Annotated in this window: 14 protein-coding genes and 1 other RNA gene; 6 read left to right on the top strand and 9 right to left on the bottom strand. The window is 58.7% G+C overall.

What is annotated here, in order from left to right:
- Positions 1-104 precede the first annotated feature (104 nt).
- The 7 genes from kdpB to HSW_RS04445 all read right to left on the bottom strand — a co-directional run bounded on the left by kdpB (position 105) and on the right by HSW_RS04445 (position 9,404).
- Positions 105-2,153: a potassium-transporting ATPase subunit KdpB gene (gene kdpB, locus HSW_RS04465; protein ID WP_044000988.1), complete on the bottom strand. Its 2,049-nt coding sequence runs from the start codon at positions 2,151-2,153 to the stop codon at positions 105-107.
- A gap of 89 nt (positions 2,154-2,242) precedes the next feature.
- On the bottom strand, positions 2,243-3,943 hold the full coding sequence (gene kdpA / locus HSW_RS04460; protein ID WP_044000987.1) for a potassium-transporting ATPase subunit KdpA: 1,701 nt from the start codon (positions 3,941-3,943) through the stop codon (positions 2,243-2,245).
- 90 nt (positions 3,944-4,033) lie between these two features.
- Positions 4,034-4,111, bottom strand: a complete 78-nt coding sequence (gene kdpF / locus HSW_RS25155; RefSeq protein ID WP_129922805.1) for a K(+)-transporting ATPase subunit F — start codon at positions 4,109-4,111, stop codon at positions 4,034-4,036.
- Between the two features lie 135 nt (positions 4,112-4,246).
- Complete coding sequence (locus HSW_RS04455; RefSeq protein ID WP_052346111.1) at positions 4,247-4,600, bottom strand: DUF7674 family protein; 354 nt, start codon at positions 4,598-4,600, stop codon at positions 4,247-4,249.
- Between the two features lie 444 nt (positions 4,601-5,044).
- Positions 5,045-6,397, bottom strand: coding sequence for a sigma-54-dependent transcriptional regulator (locus HSW_RS04450; protein WP_044000985.1), 1,353 nt, complete (start codon positions 6,395-6,397; stop codon positions 5,045-5,047).
- Between the two features lie 277 nt (positions 6,398-6,674).
- Positions 6,675-7,044: a transfer-messenger RNA gene (gene ssrA, locus HSW_RS23395) on the bottom strand.
- Positions 7,045-7,220: 176 nt separating this feature from the next.
- The gene (locus HSW_RS04445; protein ID WP_044000984.1) at positions 7,221-9,404 is read right to left on the bottom strand and encodes a prolyl oligopeptidase family serine peptidase; all 2,184 of its coding nucleotides are present in this window, start codon (positions 9,402-9,404) and stop codon (positions 7,221-7,223) included.
- A 306-nt stretch (positions 9,405-9,710) separates the two neighbouring features.
- On the opposite strand from HSW_RS04445, the gene dnaX reads away from it, so the two are divergent.
- Positions 9,711-11,855: a DNA polymerase III subunit gamma/tau gene (dnaX, locus tag HSW_RS04440; protein WP_044000983.1), complete on the top strand. Its 2,145-nt coding sequence runs from the start codon at positions 9,711-9,713 to the stop codon at positions 11,853-11,855.
- 40 nt (positions 11,856-11,895) lie between these two features.
- On the opposite strand, the gene HSW_RS23390 is transcribed toward dnaX, so the two are convergent.
- Complete coding sequence (locus HSW_RS23390; RefSeq protein WP_071883059.1) at positions 11,896-13,086, bottom strand: DUF4249 domain-containing protein; 1,191 nt, start codon at positions 13,084-13,086, stop codon at positions 11,896-11,898.
- Between the two features lie 335 nt (positions 13,087-13,421).
- On the opposite strand from HSW_RS23390, the gene HSW_RS04430 reads away from it, so the two are divergent.
- From HSW_RS04430 to HSW_RS24095, 3 genes are all read left to right on the top strand, one after another.
- On the top strand, positions 13,422-16,430 hold the full coding sequence (locus HSW_RS04430) for a M16 family metallopeptidase (RefSeq protein ID WP_231501352.1): 3,009 nt from the start codon (positions 13,422-13,424) through the stop codon (positions 16,428-16,430).
- A gap of 157 nt (positions 16,431-16,587) precedes the next feature.
- Positions 16,588-17,850, top strand: a complete 1,263-nt coding sequence (gene icd / locus HSW_RS04425; RefSeq protein ID WP_044000981.1) for an NADP-dependent isocitrate dehydrogenase — start codon at positions 16,588-16,590, stop codon at positions 17,848-17,850.
- A 114-nt stretch (positions 17,851-17,964) separates the two neighbouring features.
- Positions 17,965-18,855: a hypothetical protein gene (locus HSW_RS24095; RefSeq protein WP_155832818.1), complete on the top strand. Its 891-nt coding sequence runs from the start codon at positions 17,965-17,967 to the stop codon at positions 18,853-18,855.
- A 229-nt stretch (positions 18,856-19,084) separates the two neighbouring features.
- Here HSW_RS24095 and HSW_RS22510 read toward each other — a convergent pair whose 3' ends face one another.
- Positions 19,085-19,414: a hypothetical protein gene (locus HSW_RS22510; RefSeq protein WP_052346110.1), complete on the bottom strand. Its 330-nt coding sequence runs from the start codon at positions 19,412-19,414 to the stop codon at positions 19,085-19,087.
- Positions 19,415-19,540: 126 nt separating this feature from the next.
- On the opposite strand from HSW_RS22510, the gene HSW_RS04420 reads away from it, so the two are divergent.
- Both HSW_RS04420 and HSW_RS04415 read left to right on the top strand, forming a co-directional pair.
- Positions 19,541-20,389, top strand: coding sequence for a M12 family metallopeptidase (locus HSW_RS04420; RefSeq protein ID WP_044000980.1), 849 nt, complete (start codon positions 19,541-19,543; stop codon positions 20,387-20,389).
- Between the two features lie 218 nt (positions 20,390-20,607).
- Complete coding sequence (locus HSW_RS04415; RefSeq protein WP_044000979.1) at positions 20,608-21,504, top strand: glycoside hydrolase family 16 protein; 897 nt, start codon at positions 20,608-20,610, stop codon at positions 21,502-21,504.
- Positions 21,505-21,506: the final 2 nt, after the last annotated feature.

The raw sequence follows: 21,506 nt of genomic DNA, 5'->3' as shown, positions 1-21,506 counted from the left end.
AGTCGTTCCGGTAAACAACATCAGCACGCGGGTCAACCACCCCAGCGTCGGCTGCGCCGCCGCGTCCCCTCCTCATCTGAGGAGGGGATTTTTCTTTCTGATTTCTACAAAAACAGTCCTACCACCAGGTCAATCACCTTGATGCCGATGAAGGGGACGATGACGCCGCCCAGGCCGTACACCAGCAGGTTGCGGCGCAGCAGGGCCGAGGCCCCGATGGGCTTGTAGGCTACCCCGCGCAGCGCCAGCGGCACCAGCAGCGGAATAATTACGGCGTTGAAAATAACGGCCGAGAGGATGGCCGACTGCGGCGACTTCAGGCTCATGATGTTGAGCGCGCCCAGGGCCGGAATGGCCACCATGAACAGCGCGGGCACAATGGCGAAGTACTTGGCCACGTCGTTGGCAATGCTGAAGGTGGTGAGCGTGCCGCGCGTCATGAGCAGCTGCTTCCCGATTTCCACCACCTCAATGAGCTTGGTGGGGTCGTTGTCGAGGTCCACCATGTTGCCGGCCTCTTTGGCGGCCTGGGTGCCCGAGTTCATGGCCACTCCCACGTCGGCCTGGGCCAGGGCGGGGGCGTCGTTGGTGCCGTCGCCCATCATGGCTACCAGCTTGCCTTGTTGCTGCTCGCGGCGGATGTACTGCATTTTGTCCTCGGGCTTGGCCTCGGCAATGAAGTCATCCACGCCGGCTTTTTCAGCAATAAACTTGGCCGTGAGCGGGTTGTCGCCGGTTACCATCACCGTTTTGATGCCCATTTTGCGCAGGCGCTCAAACCGCTCCTGAATGCCGGGCTTGATGATGTCCTGCAGCTCCACCACGCCCAGCACCTGGTCGTTCTGGCTGACCACCAGGGGGGTGCCGCCGTTGCTGGCAATGGCTTCCACGCGCTGGGTGGTTTCCTGGGGGAAAGGCTGGTTGGCGCGGGCGGCCAGCTGCCGGATGGCGTCGGAAGCGCCCTTGCGCAGGCGGGTGCCGTCGGGCAGCGTCACGCCCGAGCTGCGGGTTTCGGCCGTGAACTTAATCAGCTCGGCTCCTTGAAGGCGAGTGCGCAGGCCGGCCACGTCGGAGCGGCGGGTTTCGCCGGCCAGCTCCACAATGCTCTTGCCCTCGGGCGTTTCGTCGGTGAGCGAGGCCAGGGTAGCAGCCTCTACCATCTGAGCCTCCGTGATGCCGGGCGCGGGCCAGAAGTGGGTGGCTTTGCGGTTGCCGATGGTGATGGTGCCGGTTTTATCGAGCAGCAGCACGTCGATGTCGCCGGCCGTTTCCACGGCTTTGCCGCTTTTGGTGATGACGTTGGCGCGCAGGGCGCGGTCCATGCCCGCAATGCCGATGGCCGAGAGCAGCCCGCCGATGGTGGTCGGAATCAGACACACGAACAGGGCAATGAAGGCCGAAATGGCAATGGGCGTATTGGAGTACTCGGCAAACGGGGCCAGCGTCACGCACACCAGCACGAACACCAGCGTAAACCCGGCCAGCAGAATGGTGAGGGCAATTTCGTTGGGCGTTTTCTGCCGCGACGCGCCTTCCACCAGGGCAATCATCTTGTCCAGGAACGACTCGCCGGGGGCCGTCGTCACCACCACCTTAATGCGGTCCGACAGCACCTTGGTCCCGCCCGTCACGGAGGATTTGTCCCCGCCGGCCTCCCGAATCACCGGGGCCGACTCGCCCGTAATGGCCGACTCATCAATGGTAGCCAGGCCCTCGATGATTTCGCCATCAGTGGGGATGATTTCGCCGGCTTCCACCAGGAAAATCTGGCCTTTCTGGAGCTGCGACGAAGAAACCGACGACTCCTGGCCGTTGGCATCGAGCACGCGGGCGGGCGTTTCCTCCCGGGTTTTGCGCAGGCTTTCGGCCTGGGCCTTGCCGCGGGCCTCGGCAATGGCCTCGGCGAAGTTGGCGAACAGCAGCGTCAGGAACAGCACCACAAACACGGTGAAGTTGTAGCCGAACGAGCCCTGGGCGGCATCGGGCTTCACCAGCAGCCCCAGCGTCACGAGCAGCATCACCACCGTCCCGATTTCCACGGTGAACATCACCGGGTTGCGGAACATGATGCGCGGGTCGAGCTTCACGAACGCCTGTTTCACGGCCTCCGACACCAGCGCGGGTTGAAAGAGAGATTGAGATTTAGTTGACATGAGATTTTAGAACTCAGAGCTTAGAAGTGAGAGCTTGGCAATGGGCGAGAGCTAGGTTCTCAGCTCTCACCTCTAAGCTCTAAAGCAGATTAGTACAGCGAGAAATGCTCGGCCAGGGGGCCCAGGGCCAGGGCCGGGAAGAAGGCCAGGGCGGCAATGATGACGATGACGGCCAGCACCATCACCCCGAAGGTGGCCGTGTCGGCAGGCAGGGTGCCGGCGCTTTCGGGCACGTACTTCTTGCGGGCCAGCAGGCCGGCAATGGCTACCGGGCCCACAATGGGCAGGAAGCGGGCCAGCAGCAGCACCACGCCGGTGCTGATGTTCCACCAGGGCGTGTTGTCGCCGAGGCCTTCGAAGCCGGAGCCGTTGTTGGCCGAGGCGGAGGTGAACTCATAGAGGATTTCGGAGAAGCCGTGGTAGCCGGGGTTGGCCAGCCAGCCGGCGTACTCGGTGGGGTTGCCGGCGTAGAGGTGAGCCGTGAGGGCCGTGCCCGCCAGAATCAGCAGCGGGTGCAGCAGCGTCACGATGACGGCAATTTTCATCTCGCGGGCCTCAATCTTCTTGCCCAGCAGCTCGGGCGTGCGGCCCACCATCAGGCCGGCAATGAACACGGCAATGATGAGGTAGGCGAAGAAGTTGAGCAAACCCACCCCGCAGCCGCCGTAGAAGGCGTTGGTCATCATGCCCAGCATCTGGCTCATGCCCGAAATCGGCATAAACGAGTCGTGCATGGAGTTCACCGAGCCGCAGCTGATGATGGTGTTGGTGATGCTCCAGTAGGCCGAAGCCGCCGCCCCGAGGCGGATTTCTTTGCCCTCCATGGCCCCCAGCGCCTGATCGACGCCGAGTTTGGAAATGGCGGGGTTGCCGTGCATCTCGTAGTACACCGTGGGAGCCAGCAGGGCCACGAAGCCCACGGTCATCACCCCAAAAATCATGTAGGCCAGCTTGCGGCGCTTTAGGTAGAAGCCCAGCGCAAACACCATGGCAATCGGGATAATCACCAGGGCAATGTTCTCGACGGCGTTGGTGATAAAGTTGGGGTTTTCGAGCGGATGAGCCGAGTTGGCCCCGTAAAACCCGCCCCCGTTGGTGCCCAGCTCCTTAATGGCCACCATGGCGGCCACCGGCCCGCGGCTCACGGCCACCGAATCGCCCTGCAAAGAAATCAGCTCCTGCTTGCCCTGCAGCGTCATGGGCGTGCCGTTGAAGGCCAGGATGAGGGCAATCAGCAGCGAACCGGGCAGCAACAGGCGGGTGAGGCTCTTCACGAAGTAGTCGTAGAAGTTGCCCAGCTTCTCGGTGGTGCGCGTCTGGAGGGCGTTGAACACCACCACGGCCGCCGCAATGCCGGTGGCGGCACTCACAAACTGTAGGAAGGTAATCACCACAATCTGGGAGAGATACGACAGGCCCGACTCGCCGGAGTAGTGCTGCAGGTTGCAGTTCACCAGGAAGGAAATGGCCGTGTTGAAGGCCAGGTCGGGCGACATCGAAGGGTTGCCGTCGGGGTTGAGCGGCAGGCTGCCCTGGGTGCACAGCACTAGCATGGCCAGCAGGAACCACACTAGGTTGATGGTGAGCAGCGCCACCATGTGCTGCTGCCACGTCATCTCGCGGCGGGCATCAATGCCTGAGAGCCGGTAGATGCCATTCTCGACGGGCCGCATGAAGTCGAGCAGGTTCTTTTCGCCCCGGAACACCCGGGCCAGATACGCGCCCAGCGGCAGGGCCAGCACCAGCGTGATGAGGTAGATTCCGCCGATGCTGAGTAGTTCGTTGTTCATCTTGGTTGAGTTGCCGGTTGCCGGTTGCCAGTTACCAGTTGTCAATCGTCGAACGACCTGACAACGGGCAACGGGTAACGGGCAACAGAATTAGAATTTCTCCGGGCGCAGCAGCACGTAGCAGAGGTAGCCGAACGTGGCGAGGGAGAGGAAAAACAGGGTGACCATCATGGCGCGACGGGGTTAGATCTGGTCGAAGAAATCGACGGACTTGGAGAAGAGCCAGAAACCGGCCAGGCCGGCGGCCGTGAGCACGGGAATCATCAGGAGCGGAGCCATTGGCAAAGCGAAAAAGCAGCGGCCCTAGGGCAGCATGGTGGTGTGCGGATAGTGATAGGTCTGGTAGAGGCGGCTGGGCATGAGTTGGCGGGCCAGCTGGTTGCCGTAGGTGCTGCCATCGAGGTGCAGGCAGTGCAGGTACACGTTTTCGATGGCGCGGGCCAGGTAGGCGTCGCCCTGGCGCAGCAGGCGGTCGGCTACCTCGAAGCAGCGCTTGAGCAGGGCCAGCTGGCCGGCCTCGGCGGCTTCGCGGGTGAAGGTGGCAAAGCAGCTCAGCTGCCGGTACAGGCTCTGGCGCGTGGCCGGCACCTGCAGTTCCGCCCCCAGTTCGGGGAAGCTTTCCAGCAACAGGGTGGCGGTTTCGGAAGAAGAAGTCATCTGACGAGATGAAAAGAAGTGGAACGGGTCCGTGAGTGAGCCGTGCGTCGGCGGGGCATGGCGCTGGGCTGGTTGTCAGGCACCCCAGCACCGGCCCCGGTTCGGTCCGTTTGCCGAATCGACGAATGGCTCGGGCGGCTTCTTGCCAATCAGGGCCCACATCCGGATGCTGTTTCTTATTCTTATTTTATCTACTTGATTATCAGATTAAAATATTTTTAAACTTCTCTTACCCCACTCCCCGCTCACAAAGAAACCGGGTCATTTTGACCCGGTGCGCTGGTCAGAATAACCCGGTTTGGTAGGGTGCTTGCATCCCAGGGCTTCAGCCCTGGGATAGTGAGAGTGAGAGAGAACGGGCGGACGCTACGTAGCCCAGGGCTTCAGCCCTGGGACGCAGGCGGCATCGTTCAACGACGAGACTCCAACTGTTGCGTCTCTACTCTACAGCCCGTACTCCTGAATTTTGCGGTAGAGGGTTTTGGTGCCGATGCCGAGCTGGCGGGCGGCTTCCATTTTGTTGCCGCCGGTGTCGTGGAGCACCTGCCGGATCTGGCGCTTTTCGATGGTGCGCAGGCTGTTATCGGAGGCTTCGTCGGTAGTGGGGGCGGCGGGCAGATAGTGGAACTCGGCGGGCAGGTCGTCGGTAGTGAGCGTGTCGCCATCGGCGAGGATGGCGGCGCGCTCCAGCACGTTTTTCAGCTCCCGCACGTTGCCGCGCCAGTCGTGGCGGCGCAGCTGCTCCAGCACCTCAGGCTCGAGGCCGCGTAGGCGGCGGCGCAGCTTGCCGGCAAAGAATTGGAGGAAGTATTCGGCCAGCAGCGGCACGTCCTCGCGCCGCTCGTTCAGGCCCGGCACCGGCACCGTAAACACGGCCAAGCGGTAGTACAAATCAGGCCGGAAGTGGCCGGCCTCGGCTTCCTGGCGCAGGTTGCGGTTGGTGGCCGCCACAATGCGCACGTTCACGCTGGTAGGCCGGGTGTCGCCGAGCTTGGTGAACTGCTGGGTTTCCAGCACCCTAAGGAACTTGGCCTGCACGTTCAGCTCCAGCTCCCCGATTTCGTCCAGGAACAAGGTGCCGCCGTTGGCCTCTTCCAGCAGGCCCTTCTTATCCGTCAACGCCCCCGTAAACGCGCCCTTCTTGTAGCCAAACAGCTCCGATTCCAGCAAGTCCTTGGGGAAGGCCGAGCAGTTCACGGCAACAAACGGCTTGCTGCGGCGCGGACTGGCCTGGTGAATGGCCTGGGCAAACAGCTCCTTGCCCGCCCCGGTGGGGCCTTCCAGCAGCACGGTGCTGTCGGTGGGGGCGGCGCGTTCGGCCAGCTTGCGGGCCTGCAGCAGCGCCCCGGAGCGGCCAATCATGCTGTCGAAGCTGTACTGAGCGCCTACTTTCTTTTCGAGGTCGGCCACGCGACGCTGCAGACGGGCTTTTTCGGCGGCGCGGTCTACTACCACCAGCAGTTGGTCGTCGGAGTCGCCCTTGGTGAGGTAGTCGAAAGCGCCTTCCTTCATGGCCCGCACACCGTCGGGGATGGTGCCGTAGGCCGTCATCAGAATGACTTCGGCCAGCGGGGCCACCTGCTTGTAGCGCGGCAGCAAATCGAGGCCGTAGCCGTCGGGCAGCTTCACGTCGCTCAGCACCACCAGCACGTCCTCGGCGTGCTGGCGCAGCATTTCTAGGCCGCGACGGGCGTCGGGGGCCTGCAGCACGGTGTAGTCTTCCAGCTCCAGCACCCGGGCCAGCATCTGGCGCAGGCTGGTTTCGTCATCGATGAGCAGCAGGGTTCCGTTGGGCATGGGCGGGGTGGCCTGGGCTATCTGTCATTCCGACGCAGGAGGAATCTGAAACGCGGATTATGCAGATTGCTCAGATTACACGGATGTTGGATAGTCGCAATCCGGTAATCCACACAATCCGCGTTTCAGATGCCACGTGCTGCCCGGAATGGCAGTAGTAGTCGTTTACAAAAAAAACCCGACTCAGCAGTGCTGAATCGGGTTTCAAAAGTTCAGAAGACAGGAAAAGAAGAACAGAAGTCTAACTTCTCACTTCTATCCTTTCACTTTTGCAATAAAGTGGAGCCGCAGGGATTCGAACCCTGGTCCAGACAAGGAAGGCGTCGAGCTTTCTACGTGTGTATCTATGCTTGGATTTTCGAAGGAAACCAGGCGCACATCAGGCCCTTGATTTCCCCTTATCTGTTTGAGTTTCGCGCAGGCGTCACAGTGCCACCTGCACTATCCTAACTCTTACGACGCCCCGAACTCACCCGTGAGAAGGAATACGGGTGCGGGACGATGACAGTGCTTAGTTCTAAACTAGGCAGCCATGGCGTAGCTATACTCGCCAGTTATTGTTTGGACGGCTTTTTTTACGGGAGATTCATCCAACTCCCGACACGCTTACTCGCGACATGCACAAGCTGTCAATTCCGGTCGGCCCCAATTGAGAAAGAACAAACCCGCCACCGAGGTAGCGGGGTGCGAATGTACGCACATCAGCCGGTAAACGTTGCTGACACCCGAAAATGTTCCCGTTTGTTGTTTTGAAAGCAGTGAGGAATCTGGGGTAAAACGTAGAAGTTGAACCCAGATTCCTCACTCCATTCGGAATGACACCTTACTTCACGGCTACTTTATCGGGCTGAAAGCCAAAGGAACTAGTTTGCCACAAACCGAAGGCCATCAGGTCGGCAATGGCCTCGAACTGCTTGAGGCGGGAGTCGCCCATGCCGTGGCCGGCCTCGTAGTCGGTGAAGAACAGGACAGGTTTGCTGCCGATGTTGCTGGCTTGCAGCCGGGCGGCAAATTTGGCCGGCTGCCAGGCAATAACGCGCGGGTCGTTGAAGCCGGCCGTAATGAGCGTGGCGGGGTAGCTGGTGCCGGCTTTCAGATGATGGTAGGCATCCATTTCCAGCAGGGCCTTGGCTTCGTCTTCCTTGGTCATAGTGCCGAATTCAGGCACGTTCACGGGGCCGTTGGGCGAGTTTTCCATGCGCACGGCGTTTAAGCAGCCCACTTCTGGAATGGCGGCGGCGAACAGGTCGGGCCGCTCCGTCATGGCGCGGCCGATGAGGATGCCCCCGGCGCTGCCGCCGTTGATGGCAATTTTGCCGGGCGCGGTGTAGCTGTTTTTGGTCAGGTACTCAGCGCAGGCAATGAGGTCTTTCCAGGTGTTGGGCTTGGTAGCTTTCTGGCCGGCCTTGTGCCAAGCCTCGCCCAACTCGCCGCCACCCCGCACGTGGGGCACGGCCAAAATACCGCCCTGCTGCGTCCACAGCAGGAACGGCGGCATAAATGTGGGCTCCATGGAAATGGAATACGCACCATACCCCACCATGAGTGTGGGCGCCGACCCGTCGCGCTTCAGGCCTTTTTTATACACTAACGACAGCGGCACCTGCACCCCGTCGTGCGAGGGCACCAGCACTTCCTCCACCACCAGCCCGGCAAACTCCGGATATTGCGCCTCCGACGACAATGGCTCAGGCGTGAACTTGCCGCTGGCCGGGCTGTAGCGGTAGCGCTGCCGGTCGGTGGTCCAGCCGCCCAGCGTCACCCACAGGTCCGAGGACTGCGCGTTTTTGCTGGTCAGCTCGATCCGGCCGGCGGCACGGGGCAGCTTCAGCTCCTGCGCCGCCTTCCTGCCCCGGGGTACGAAGTACAGTCGCGCCTCCACCCCGTTGCGACTGCGCACAAAGTACACGCCGTCTTTGGTGGATTTCAGCTGCTCGTCCATAATCGACTCGTCGGCGCTTTCGGGCACCAGCACTTCAGCCGTGGCTACGTTGGGCCGGGCGGCGGGCATGCGCATGAGCTTCTGGCGGGGCGTGTTGCGCGACGTCACGAAGTAGATGTGTTGCTCGTCGGTCACGAAGTTGGTCACCTCATCAGTGGGCCGAAACAGGGGCTGCCACGGGATATTGGGCTTGGTGAGGGCCGCCGCCGGGGCGTAGAACACGTTCATGTAGCGGTCCACGGAGTACAGAAAACCGTAGGCCAGCTTGGTGTCCCGGTCGATGCCCGCATAGGGGTAGTCGGAAGGTTTGATGCCGAGCTTGGGGTAGAGCTGGCTGGAAAAGACTGCCTGGTCCTGGGCCACGGGCGTGCCCAGGCGGTGCAGGCGGCACTGCATGTTCTGGCGGGCGGCCATGTCCTTCAGGTCGCCGTTATTGTAGGGCATGTAGGCCAGGGTCTGGTTGTCGGGCAGCCACTCGCCGCCGCCCCGGTTCAGCGGAATCTGCTCGGGGAAGAGCTTACGAGTTTTCACATCCATAATCAGCGTGCGGCCCAACTCGGTGCCTTTCTCGCTGATGCCGAACGACACCTTGGAGCCATCGGGGCTGGGCGCAAAGCCGTTGATGTTGTACACCTTGCCTTTTTCGTAGGCTTCAGGGTCGAAGAGCAGCACTTCCTGACCCTTGTACCCGTCGCGGCAGTAGAGCTTGGGCTGCTGATCCTGGGGGCGGGATTTGTAGTAGAAATACCGGTCGTTGTCGGCCACACGCAGGTCGGATACGCGGGCCGCCTTGCGCTTGTCGATTTCCACCATTTTATCAATCAGCCCCTGCCGGCCTGGAATGGCGTTGAGGGTGCGGCGCGCGTATTCGCTCTGGGCTTTCATCCAGGAAGCCACGGCGGGGTCCTGCAGGTTTTCGAGGTTGCGGTACGGGTCGTCCACCTTCACCCCAAAATAGGTATCGGAAGCCGCCCCCGTGGGCGCGGCGGGCACGGATGGCTGGGCCAGGGCGGCGGTGGTCAGCAGCAGGCCGCCCAGCAGCGGCAACAGAACGGGGTGTTTCATGGGGAAAACGAGTAGGGAAACAAAACAGTCAGCAGCACCTTCACCGTGGGGCCGGCTGCATTGCCCCAAATCCTACCGAATCAGCTGGTTACTACTTTCAAAGAGAAAAGGCAGCGTACCTAGCAGGCACTTCAAAACCTGCTGCGGATCGGCGCACAAATAGAAAATAAATTCTATTAAATATAAACATAATCACATCATTGTGTGACTCGCCGGGTGGCTGTAATCCGGCAGCAAATCCGGCAGTCGGTGGCGGCAGTCGGGCGGAATCGGGCGGGCGGTTGCGTATCTTTGCCCCTAGCTCGTATGGAAAATTTTGTCGTTTCGGCCCGGAAGTACCGCCCGGCCACGTTTCGCAGCGTGGTGGGGCAGCAGCACGTAACCACCACCCTGCAGAACGCCATTGCCTCCCAGCACTTGGCCCAAGCGTTTCTGTTCTGCGGTCCCCGGGGCGTGGGCAAAACCACCTGCGCCCGGATCCTGGCCAAAACCATCAACTGCGAGTTCGTGGAAGAGCACGTGCGCAAAAGCCGGCCGGTTTCGGAGCTGATCAAAACCCAGCCTGACATCGTGCCCGACGCGCTGCTGGCCGCCGCTGACCCCGACAACACGCCCTTCGACCTGGAGGCCTGCGGCAAATGCTCGTCGTGCCGGGCCTTCCAGGAAAACGCCTCGTTCAACGTCCACGAGCTGGATGCGGCCTCCAACAACTCCGTCGAGGACATCCGCAGCCTAGTGGAGCAGGTGCGCTACGCCCCGCAGCAGGGCCGCTTCAAGGTGTACATCATCGACGAAGTGCACATGCTCTCGAATGCGGCCTTCAACGCCTTTCTCAAGACGCTGGAGGAGCCACCGAGCTACGCCATCTTCATCCTGGCCACCACCGAGCGGCACAAGATTATCCCTACCATCTTGTCGCGGTGTCAGATTTTCGACTTCAACCGCATCAAGGTGGACGACATGCGCAACCATCTGCGCTACGTGGCCACCCAGGAGCAGATTCAGGCCGAGGACGACGCCCTGCACCTGCTGGCCCAAAAGGCCGACGGCGGCCTGCGCGACGCCCTGAGCATGTTCGACCAGATGGTGACCTTCTCGGGCCACAACCTGCGCTACCAGGACGTGGTGCAGAACCTGCACATTCTGGACTACGAGTACTATTTCCGACTGATTGACGCGCTGTTGACCGAGAACCTATCGGCCACGCTGCTACTGCTGGATGAGGTGATGCAACAGGGCTTCGACCTGCACAACTTTGTGGTGGGCGCCGCCGAGCACCTGCGCGGGCTGTTGGTGTGCAAAGACCCCGTGACGGTGCAGCTGCTGGAAGTATCCGACAACATTCGGGCGCGCTACGTGCAGCAGGCCCAAGCCGCGCCGCTGGCTTTTCTGCTCTCTGCTCTGAACCTGGTCAGCCTATGCGACCGGGAGTTCAAGCAGGCCAAGAACCAGCGTCTGCATGTGGAGCTGACGCTGATGAAGCTGGCCTACCTCAATGGTGCGGTGCAGTTTGCCCGCGACCTGCAAGGTGCGCCCGCCTCAGCCGACAACGGCGAGGCGAAAAAAAAAAGTAGCGTAATACCTGCCCCAGCTCCGGTTACCGCGCCACCAGCCGCCAATGGCCGCCTCGTAGCCGACGGCACCGCCGAAACCCCGGCGGTATACAACGCGGCTCCAGCGGCCCAACAACCAACAACTAACAACCAACAACCACTCATCCACGCCCCCGCTGACCCCGAGCCCATTGTGCCAGTGGAAAGCGGCGTGGAAGAGCTGCACGACACGCCCAGCATCGAAGACGAAGCGGCTACCCAGGTGCCCACTACCCGGCAGCTGCGCGACACCGTGCCGCATGTGGAAATCGGGGCGCCCAGCATTGCCGGCCACGAGCCGGGCCAAATGGCCGTGACGGCCGCGCCCATGCCCCCACCGCGCCCCGGTATGCCTCCGGCCGGCAAGCCGCTAGGTCTTGGCACAAAGCTGCCCGGCCTGGGCAGCCTGAGTGCCATGAAGGCTCAGATGGAGCAGAAAGCTGCCGCCGGCAAAGCCGCTACTGATGCCGAGCCCACCGGCCCCACCACCGGCCTGCCTGCCATCAACGACGAGGTGTTACAGCGCGTGTGGAAGGAGTTGACTGAGGAGCGCAAGCCCATCAGCATGATGCACTACAGCCTGCTCAACCGCCCGGTGCAGGCCAACGAGCAGCACATGATTCTGCTCCGCGTGGATAACCCCGTGCAGGAAGACCTGTTCAGTGAGCTGCGGGCCGAGTTTCTGGGGGAGCTACGCCGCCGTACCGGCTACCCGCGCCTGAACGTGACGGTGGAAGTGGTAGAACGGGTAGAAACCGGCCGCAAGCTCTACACCTCCACCGACAAGATGGACTACCTGATGGAGAAGTACCCGATGCTGGGCGAGATGAAGCAAAAGCTGGGCCTCGACGTGGACTAAGACCAGCCATGGTAGAGCCCGGCAGCAGCACTTTGCCGGTTTATCTCCAGAATGCGGGCTTCTGAGTGACGCCCCCGCGTTTCTGGCAGTCGACGCACTCAGTTTTTGCTATCAGGTAATTTTTAGTCTGATTAACCTCAACTACATCTATAAGCATCTGCGTGCCCGGATATAAATAATAAGGCAGCAGCCCGGGATTAGTTACCGAATCCTGTTTCACACACTGTTCATATCCCGTAAAATTCGAAAAATCTGCCGGCAGTTCGGCCCGGCTGATAAAGAGGCGCTTTTCCGCAACTGAGTGCGCACCTATATACCCGATTACTACTTCGCCGGGCTCCACTATATTCTGTATGTTTCCGGTTAATTGTGAAGGCTGCGGATCAAAAAGCGTCCCTAAAACTTCCGTATTTTTTTTAAGCTTTTCCCAATAGGCGTATTCCTCAGCGGTCTGCCCGTATTGCCTGACTAATACACTGTATTTTTCCTGCAATTTATTGGCAGATGAGGCGGGCAATAAACGCAAAGGGTAATCGGCTATTACATCCTGCGCCAGCCGCACACTGGAACCCAGCTGGATATCGTTGGAATATTCCGTAGCCCAGCAACGGTTAATAGGCTTTGTTCTGACGGTAATTACTCCCAGGGGCAATATATAATTACCGGGCGGCAAAGGACCGGGCGGCGAATATTCATACAAAGAATTCCAAGGGCTGATGTACTCCCAGGTTTCAATATATTCCCACCGATAATAATGCGTCCGGCTGTCATTATCGTGTGCGCTGACATACACTTGAATACCCAGAGGCCGATTTTTCCAGGTAACTGCATCGATGGGAGGCGTTACCCTGGCATCAACAAATGCTGAAGTATATTCCCGTTGCAGGGCTGTTTTAATTCGCAGTCTGTAGCGTTTTGCTGGATTTAATAATAGAGAATCAGAAACATAATTTCCGTTACCAGCATCACGCATAGCGTACTGGACACCCATTTCCTCCTCAATATATAAGGCTGCCTTAGCTTCAGCAGCGTTGGCTGTTGTGCTGTTTATATCCGAAGTATGTGAAAGCCGGATACGGGTGCGGCCCTGGATATTAATGAAGCCATCCACTACCAGAAAATCCCTGGAACTACCGGGCACCACCGGTTCGAACAACTCAATGCAGCCAGCCAGACTAACAGCTGTCATCCCACCGCTTAACCACCAAAGCACCCGCCACATATAAGCCATTGCCACTACTGTTCAGCTATACATAAAACACCATCCCAGCTAACGAGGAAAACTACTTGCGGGAGAGGCTAATGTAGGTTTTTTGTGTTGAGCAGGAAAGCCACCATCTGAGTTTGGCCGGGGCAATGTTATAAAACGGCTTAGGCTATTAACCGCTGTCCGACCAGCCGACATTGTTCACTCATACGCATTTTTTCGCACTTCGCGGCGCCAGGGGTTCGATGGGGCTTTTTATTCCCGGGGGGTCCGCCTATCTTTGATTCCTTATTCCTTTCTGCTCTGCGTTCCGCACTGGTCCTCCCGTGAAAAAACCTCTTCTGCTTCTACTTCCGGCCTTGGCTTCACTCGGTCTGACCCAATGCCAGACCAGTAAGCCCGCCGCCACGGCAGCAGTTACGGCCCCGGCCACCAGCGCAGAAGCCTCCAAACCAAAGGAATACGCCTACCAGACAGTGGAAGGCGACCCGCTTAAGGCCCGCATCTATACCCTGGATAACGGCCTGACGGTTTATCTCTCCGATTACAAGGACGCTCCCCGCATTCAGACCTACCTGGCCGTGCGGGCCGGCTCCAAAAACGACCCCAGCACCGCCACCGGCCTGGCCCACTACCTGGAGCACATGGTGTTTAAGGGTACCTCCCGGCTGGGCACGCAGAACTGGGCCGCCGAGAAAGTAGAGCTGGACAAGATTGAGGCCCTCTACGAGCAGTACCGCGCCCAGCGCAACGACCCCGCCGCCCGCAAGCGCACCTACCACCAGATCGACTCCATTTCGGGCGTGGCGGCCAAATATGCCGTGGCCAACGAGTACGACAAGGTGATGGGGGCCATCGGGGCCAAGGGTTCCAACGCCTACACCTCGGTGGAGCAGACGGTGTACCAGGAGGACATTCCGAGCAACCAGCTGGAGAAGTGGGCCGCTGTGCAGGCCGAGCGCCTCGGCGAGATGGTACCACGCCTGTTCCACACCGAGCTGGAGGCCGTGTACGAGGAGAAAAACCGTGGCCTCGACTCTGATTTTCGTAAGGAATACGAGGCCCTGAGCGCCAGCCTCTACCAGCAGCACGAGTACGGCACCCAGACCACCATCGGGACCATCGACCACCTGCAAAACCCGTCCATTACGGAGATTAAGCGGTATTTCGAGAAGTACTACGTGCCGAATAACGTGGCCCTGTGCCTCTCGGGCGACCTGGACTACGACCAGACCATCCGCATCATCGACCAGTACTTCGGCAAGCTGCAGAGCAAGCCGGTGGAGGCCTTTGTGGCCGCCCAGGAAGCGCCCATTACCGCGCCCATCGTGAAGCAGGTGCTTGGGCCCGACGCCGAAAACGTGATGCTCGGTTTCCGCCTGCCTGGTACTACTACCCGCGACGCCTTAGTGCTGCGCATGATCGACAAGATCCTGAGCAACGGCCAGGCCGGCCTCATCGACCTCGACCTGAACCAGAAGCAGGCCGTGCTGAGCGCCGCCTCGTTCACCGACATCAACAACGACTACTCCTCGCACATCCTCTACGCCACGCCCCGCCAGGGCCAGAAGCTGGAGCAAGTGCGTGACCTGCTGCTGGCCGAGCTGAACAAGGTGAAGCAGGGCAACTTCCCGGAGTGGCTGATTCCGGCCATCATCAACAACGAGCAGCTCCAGCGCACCAAGAGCTACGAGAGCAACGAGGCCCGCGCCGGCGCGTTCGTGGCGGCTTTCGTGGCGCGCGAGGACTGGAAGGATTACCTCAAGCAGACGGACGACTTCGGCACCATCACCAAGGAAGAAGTGATGCGCGTGGCGAATCAGTACTACGGCCCTGGCTACGCGCTGGTGTACAAGCGCACCGGCCAGGACCCCAACAAGGTGAAGGTGGTGAAGCCCGCCATTACGCCCGTCCCCGTGAACCGCGAGGTGGCCTCCGACTTCTATAAAGAGGTAACGGCCAAGCCCGCCCCCGCGCTGCAGCCGGTGTTTCTCGACTACAAAAAGGATATTCAGGAAACCAAGCTGGCCTCGGGGGTGCCGGTGTACTACACCCACAACTCGGAGAACAACCTCTTCAACCTGTACTACGTGCTCGACCTGGGCACGAACAACGACCCCAAGCTGGGCCTCGCCACCGACTACCTGCAGTACCTGGGCACTGGCAAGTACACCGCCGCCCAGCTCCAGCAGGAGTTCTACAAGCTGGGCTGCTCCTTCGCCGTACAAAGCGGCCAGGACCGCACCTTCGTGAGCCTCTCCGGCCTCGACAGCAACTTCGAGAAGGCCCTGCAATTGTTCGAGAGCCTGCTGGCCGCACCCAAGCCCGATGCCGCCGCTTTGCAGAACATGGTGGCCGGGGTGCTGAAAGCCCGTCAGGATGCCAAGCTCAACAAAGGCGTAATTCTGAACCAGGCCCTGGTGAACTACGCCAAGTACGGCGCGAAAAACCCCTTCACCACGCAGCTAAGCGAGAAAGAGCTAAAGGCCCTGAAACCCGAGCAGCTCACCAGCCTCATCCAGAAACTCCCGACCTACCAGCACCGCGTGCTGTACTACGGGCCGCGTAAAGTGGAGGGAATAGCCACTGCAACTGTTTCCACTAACGGTGACGAGAAAGGACGACGGGAATGGGAATCGGCTACAGGTATCGTAAATACCTTAAATCAACTGCACCGCGTACCTGCCAAGCTCACCCCTACCCCAGCCGCTAAGGACTTTGCCGAGCAGCCGCTGACGGAGCGCAAGGTGTACTGGGTGGATTACAACATGGTGCAGGCCGAAATCCTGTTCCTGAGCAAAGGCCCCGTGTACGACAAGGGCCTGGTGCCCACCACCAGCCTCTACAACGAGTACTTTGGCGGCTCGATGGGCAGCATCGTGTTCCAGGAGTTGCGCGAGTCGAAGGCCCTGGCTTACTCGGCTTCCTCGCGCTTCGCCTCGGCCGACAAGGCCGGCCGCAGCTCCTACAACCTCAGCTACATCGGCACCCAGAGCGACAAGCTGCCCGAGGCCATGGCCGGCATGAACACCCTGCTCAACGACATGCCCGCCGCCGAGGCCAACCTGCAAATCGCTAAGGACGCCATCCGCAACAGCATTGCCACGGAGCGCATCACCAAGTCGGACGTGCTGTTCAGCTACGAGCGGGCCAAGCGCCTGGGCCTCGACTACGACCTGCGCCGCGACGTGTACGAGCAGACGCCCAACATGAGCTTCCAGGACCTGCTCAAATTCCAGCAGGCCCGGGTGAAAGGCCAGCCCCAGACCATCCTGGTCATCGGCAGCAAAGACCGCCTCAATTTCAAGGAGCTGGCCAAATACGGCCAGGTCCAGCAACTTACCCTAAAAGAGATTTTCGGGTACTGACGCCGCCTGTCATCCTGAGCGGAGCAAAGGACCTTACCACGTCAGAACAAGTTGTTCAACGACTAGCCAACGTGATAAGGTCCTTCGCTCCGCTCAGGATGACAGAGTGGCCCCCACTCAACTACAACCCCTATAGTACCTAAGTACCTTTTCAACAATGGCAGAGAAAATCACCATCAAGAACGGCAAGCTGAATGTGCCCGATCAACCCATCATCCCGTTCATTGAAGGCGACGGTACGGGTCCGGATATTTGGGCGGCTTCCGTGCGCGTGTTCAACGCGGCAGTAGAGAAAGCCTACGGCGGCTCGCGCAAGCTGGTGTGGAAAGAAGTACTGGCCGGTGAGAAAGCATTCAAGCAGCTCAACAACTGGCTGCCCAACGAAACCCTGGATGCCTTCCGCGACTACCTCGTGGGCATCAAAGGCCCCCTGACCACGCCCGTGGGCGGCGGTATCCGCAGCCTCAACGTGGCCCTGCGCCAAGAGCTGGATCTGTACGCCTGCGTGCGCCCCGTGCGCTGGTTCGAGGGCGTGCCCTCCCCCGTGAAGCACCCGGAGCTGACCGACATGGTGATTTTCCGCGAAAACACGGAGGATATCTACGCCGGCATCGAGTACATGAACGGCACCCCGCAGGCCCAGAAAATGCTGGAATTCCTGCAGGATGAGATGGGCGTGAAGAAAATCCGCTTCCCCGAAACGTCCTCGTTCGGCATCAAGCCCGTGAGCAAGGAAGGCACCGAGCGCCTCGTGCGCGCCGCCATCCAGTACGCCATCGAGCACAAAAAGCCTTCGGTGACCATCGTGCACAAGGGCAACATCATGAAGTTCACCGAAGGCGCGTTCAAAACCTGGGGCTACGAGCTGGCCGAAAAGGAGTTTGGCGACAAGGTGTACACCTGGGCCCAGTACGACAAGGTGCTGGCCAAGCAGGGCCAGGAAGTGGCCGACGCCCAGCAGAAAGCAGCCCTCGACGGCGGCAAAATCCTCATCAAGGACAGCATTGCCGACGCCTTCCTGCAGCAGATTCTGCTCCGCCCCGCCGACTACTCGGTGGTAGCCACCCTGAACCTGAACGGCGACTACATCTCCGACGCGCTGGCCGCCATTGTGGGCGGTATCGGCATTGCGCCCGGGGCCAACATCAACTACCTCACCGGCCACGCTATTTTTGAGGCCACCCACGGCACCGCGCCCAAGTACGCCAACCAGGACAAGGTGAACCCCGGCTCGGTTATCCTCTCCGGCGCCCTCATGCTGGAGCACCTGGGCTGGCAGGAAGCCGCCGACCTCATCTACAAAGGCCTCGAAGCCGCCATTGCCGCCAAGCGCGTCACCTACGACTTCGAACGCCTGATGGAAGGCGCCACCCTCCTCAAATGCAGCGAGTTCGGCGACGAGATTATCAACCGGATGTAGTAGCTTGGCACTAGCCAATCACACAATGAACCCCGCGTTGGCTGTAAGGCCAGCGCGGGGTTTTGTTTATTATCAGAAATAAACGAGAAGACATTATTCATCTGCAAATTACCCATGAACCACAGCATAGGAATATTCGAAAACTTTGATACAACTAATTTCCTCACCGCTACAGGGTTCATACTAGCCTTATTAGGAATATACTTGACGGTAAATTTCAAAGGATTCGGATTTACTGTCCTAATGAATACATACAGAAATATAGCTCCTATGTACAACAAGGAGTTGCCAGACATCGAAATACATTACAAACATAAAAAAGTAAAAAATCTTAATCAATGTATTATTTTTATGCAAAATGATTCAAAAACCTCTATTACTGACAAAGATTTTATAAAGCGCATAACACTTGACATAAGCAAGGACATAAAGCTACATAACACATCAAATGATGTAAGCGAAATATTTCACTCATCAAATAGTTTCTCTAATTCGGTTTTTATTTTTTATCGAGAAACTAATACCCTGGTGTTTGATATAGATTTGGTAGAGCCTGAAGACATGATTGCAATCAGACTATTGTATGAAACAAATGATGAAAAAAATAGTAAACCACTAGAAATAGCTCGTATTCATTTCAAGATAAAAGGATCAAAAGAAGAAAACGACGCTATACTTACAAATCCATACTGGGGAGACGCATATAGAAAATACTATGAAAGACTATTATATATATTATTTATAATACCAATTACAACCTATGTAGCATTCCCATTCATAACATACATATGTAAATACCAATTTCCAACAACCAAATTTATCAGTAAAATATTATCTAAAATATCAATTTTAGACATTGATTTAGAATTTTTAATAACACTCTTAATAATTATACCATTTCTACTGACAGGGATATTTTTTTATTATAAAGCAAAAAAATATATTTATCCTTTCATAAGCATAGCAACTGAAAAATTTAAAAACAATCCTATTTCATGGCTATAATGCCCCGTACATCCGCACTTGCTCGGCTATACCGGGTGAGGACTACGCCCTAGCGCCTGCACTGCGCATGGCTACACAGGCGCAGCGGACGGATTCGGGGCATAGCCCCTCAAGCGTAGACCTCACCCGGCATAGCCGAGCAAGTGTGGGTGTGTGGGTCTGATGTTACTTCCCCCAACACAAAACAGGGCACCCACCGGGTGCCCTGTTTCATTTTCAATCAAGTGACTTACGCCGGTTCGGCTTTTCGTTCGCGGCGCACGCGCTTCAGCAGCTGCCGGAAGGTGTAGTCCTGGGCTTTGGCTTTATCGGAGCGGCCGTAGAGGGCTTTGCCGTCGCTGAAGAGGTGGGTCATGGGCTCGTAGAGGGCGTTGAGCACCGTCAGGTTTTCCTCGGTGTTGCCCTTCTGGGTGCTCATCTGGCTGCCCTGGCTGGTGGTATCGGCCACCAGCGCATCGTAAAGGTCCTGGAGCTGCTGGGTATCCTGGGGCTGCTGGCCCTTGGCGGCCAGGGCAGCGGCGTTGGCCTCGATGTTCTGGAGCAGGGTTTTGAGGGCCACTTATGAGTCATCGTCGGCTCCGAATGATATGGCCGATATTCATCCCAAAATTTTGTTCAAACCCTAAGAGAATATTTCTTTTCCGATGCACGTTATCCGGCTATCCACAACCAAACCCTACACAACATGCGCAAACAACCATTTTCCGTCCTCGCCCTGCTGACAACCGTTGGTACTATTTCCTTAGCAAGTTGCAACAAGGAAAACGAAACCCAGCCCGCGCAGGTAGAGCAGGCCCAGGATGCCAAGGCCGAGGAAGCCTACCCCGGCCAGACGGGTGCGGCCAAAGCCGGTACCTGGGGCGGGGAGTCCATCACCTACCAGGAAATCAACGGGGAGAAGGTGTACGAAGGCGACATTCTGCTGACGGCCGAGCAGGTAGCAGCTTCTGAGGGCCAGAACCGCCCTAGCAGTGCCGGCCGCACCACCGGCCGCTGGCCCTCGGCCGTGGTATATTACACTATTGATGCCGCGCTGCCCAGCCAGAGCCGCGTGACCAGCGCCATTTCCCACTGGCAGGCCAACTCCCCGGTACGCTTCGTGCAGCGCACCACCCAGAGCAACTACGTGACGTTCCGGGTAGGCTCGGGCTGCTCCTCCAACATCGGCATGGTGGGCGGCCGGCAGTACATTAATCTGGCATCAGGCTGCACCACCGGCAACACCATCCACGAAATCGGGCACGCGCTGGGCCTGTTCCACGAGCAAACCCGCACCGACCGGGACAACTACGTGAACATCCTCACTCAGAACATTCAGTCGGGTTACGAGGGCAACTTCACCAAGTATTCGGCCCTGGGCTACGGCGGCACCGACTACGGCGTGCTCGATTTCGGCTCCATCATGATGTACGGCTCGTTCTCCTTCTCCAGCAACGGCCAGCCCACCATCACTAAGAAGGACGGCTCCACCTTCAACATCCAGCGTACTGGTCTCTCTGCCGGCGACAAGTCGGGCATCGACGCCATGTACTAACCGACCTGGGCATACGCCTTATTTAAGAACGGGCGGCTTCCGGCAAGGAGGCCGCCCGTTGGCGTAGATATTGATTTGGGAGAAGCTGCTGACCAAAGCGCGTCATGCTTTGCTCCGATCTGCATGATGCGCTTATATCCCTGATGGGGCTTACAACTACCCACTAGTACCTTTTCTGCCTTGTCGCGCGTTAGAGCAGGTAGTTCCTTATTCGCCTTATGAAGAAGCTGCTTGCCCTGTTTATCCTGTTCCAGACTGTTCAGCCATCGGCGCAGGCCCAGAAGCCGTTGCGTTACCGCGACTGGCAGCTGGTGTTCCTGGATGATTTCGATACTTACCGGGACATAGCCGATATGGAGGCCCGCTCGCCCTGGCAGTTTACGCCCGACAACTACCGAACCTTGGTGGGCAATAAAATTGAGGATGAATACTACGACCGTCGCAATGCGGAACTGCACGACGGCAACCTGCACCTGACGGCCCGCCCGCTGGCTGAGCCGATGGAATACCGATACTCCATAGATGGCCGCGACACCATGAAGCTGTTGCACTATGAGTCGGGCTGGATTAACCTCAAACCTACCTTCCGGCCCAACCCCGCCCTAGGCGATACCGCCCGCTGGGAAGGTAACCGGGGGTTTCAGTACGGGTTATTTGAAATCCGGTGTAAGCTGGGCGGCGGCCTGGGTACCTGGCCCGCATTCTGGCTTTCGAGTGGCCCCACCGAAATCGACATTTTTGAAGGCGGCGACCCACGCGAGGTATCCAACAACATTCACTTCAGCTCTTCCACCGAGCCGTACCGGGCCAAGGAATTTCATTACCGCTACCCCGGTACCCCAGATCTGACCCAGGGCTTCCATACGTTTTCCGTTATCTGGACGGCGGAAGCAGTTACTTATTACCTGGACCGGAAGTGGCTCAGAACGGTGCCAGCTGCGGAAATTCCCACCTACGCGGCTCCGACTGATATCATTGCCAACCAAGCCGTGACGAACTACGCCACTCCTGGCCTATGGCCCGGCCTGCCCGATCAACGGCAAAGCACGCTTGTCATCGACTACATTAAAGTATATAAGCAGAAAGCCGTGCTCAAGCCCACTGCCAACCGATAAGC

The sequence above is a fragment of the Hymenobacter swuensis DY53 genome, assembly GCF_000576555.1.
Lineage (GTDB): Bacteria > Bacteroidota > Bacteroidia > Cytophagales > Hymenobacteraceae > Hymenobacter > Hymenobacter swuensis.
The sequence above is the reverse complement of the archived record's forward strand: the minus strand, read 5'-3'. Positions and strand labels throughout refer to the sequence as shown.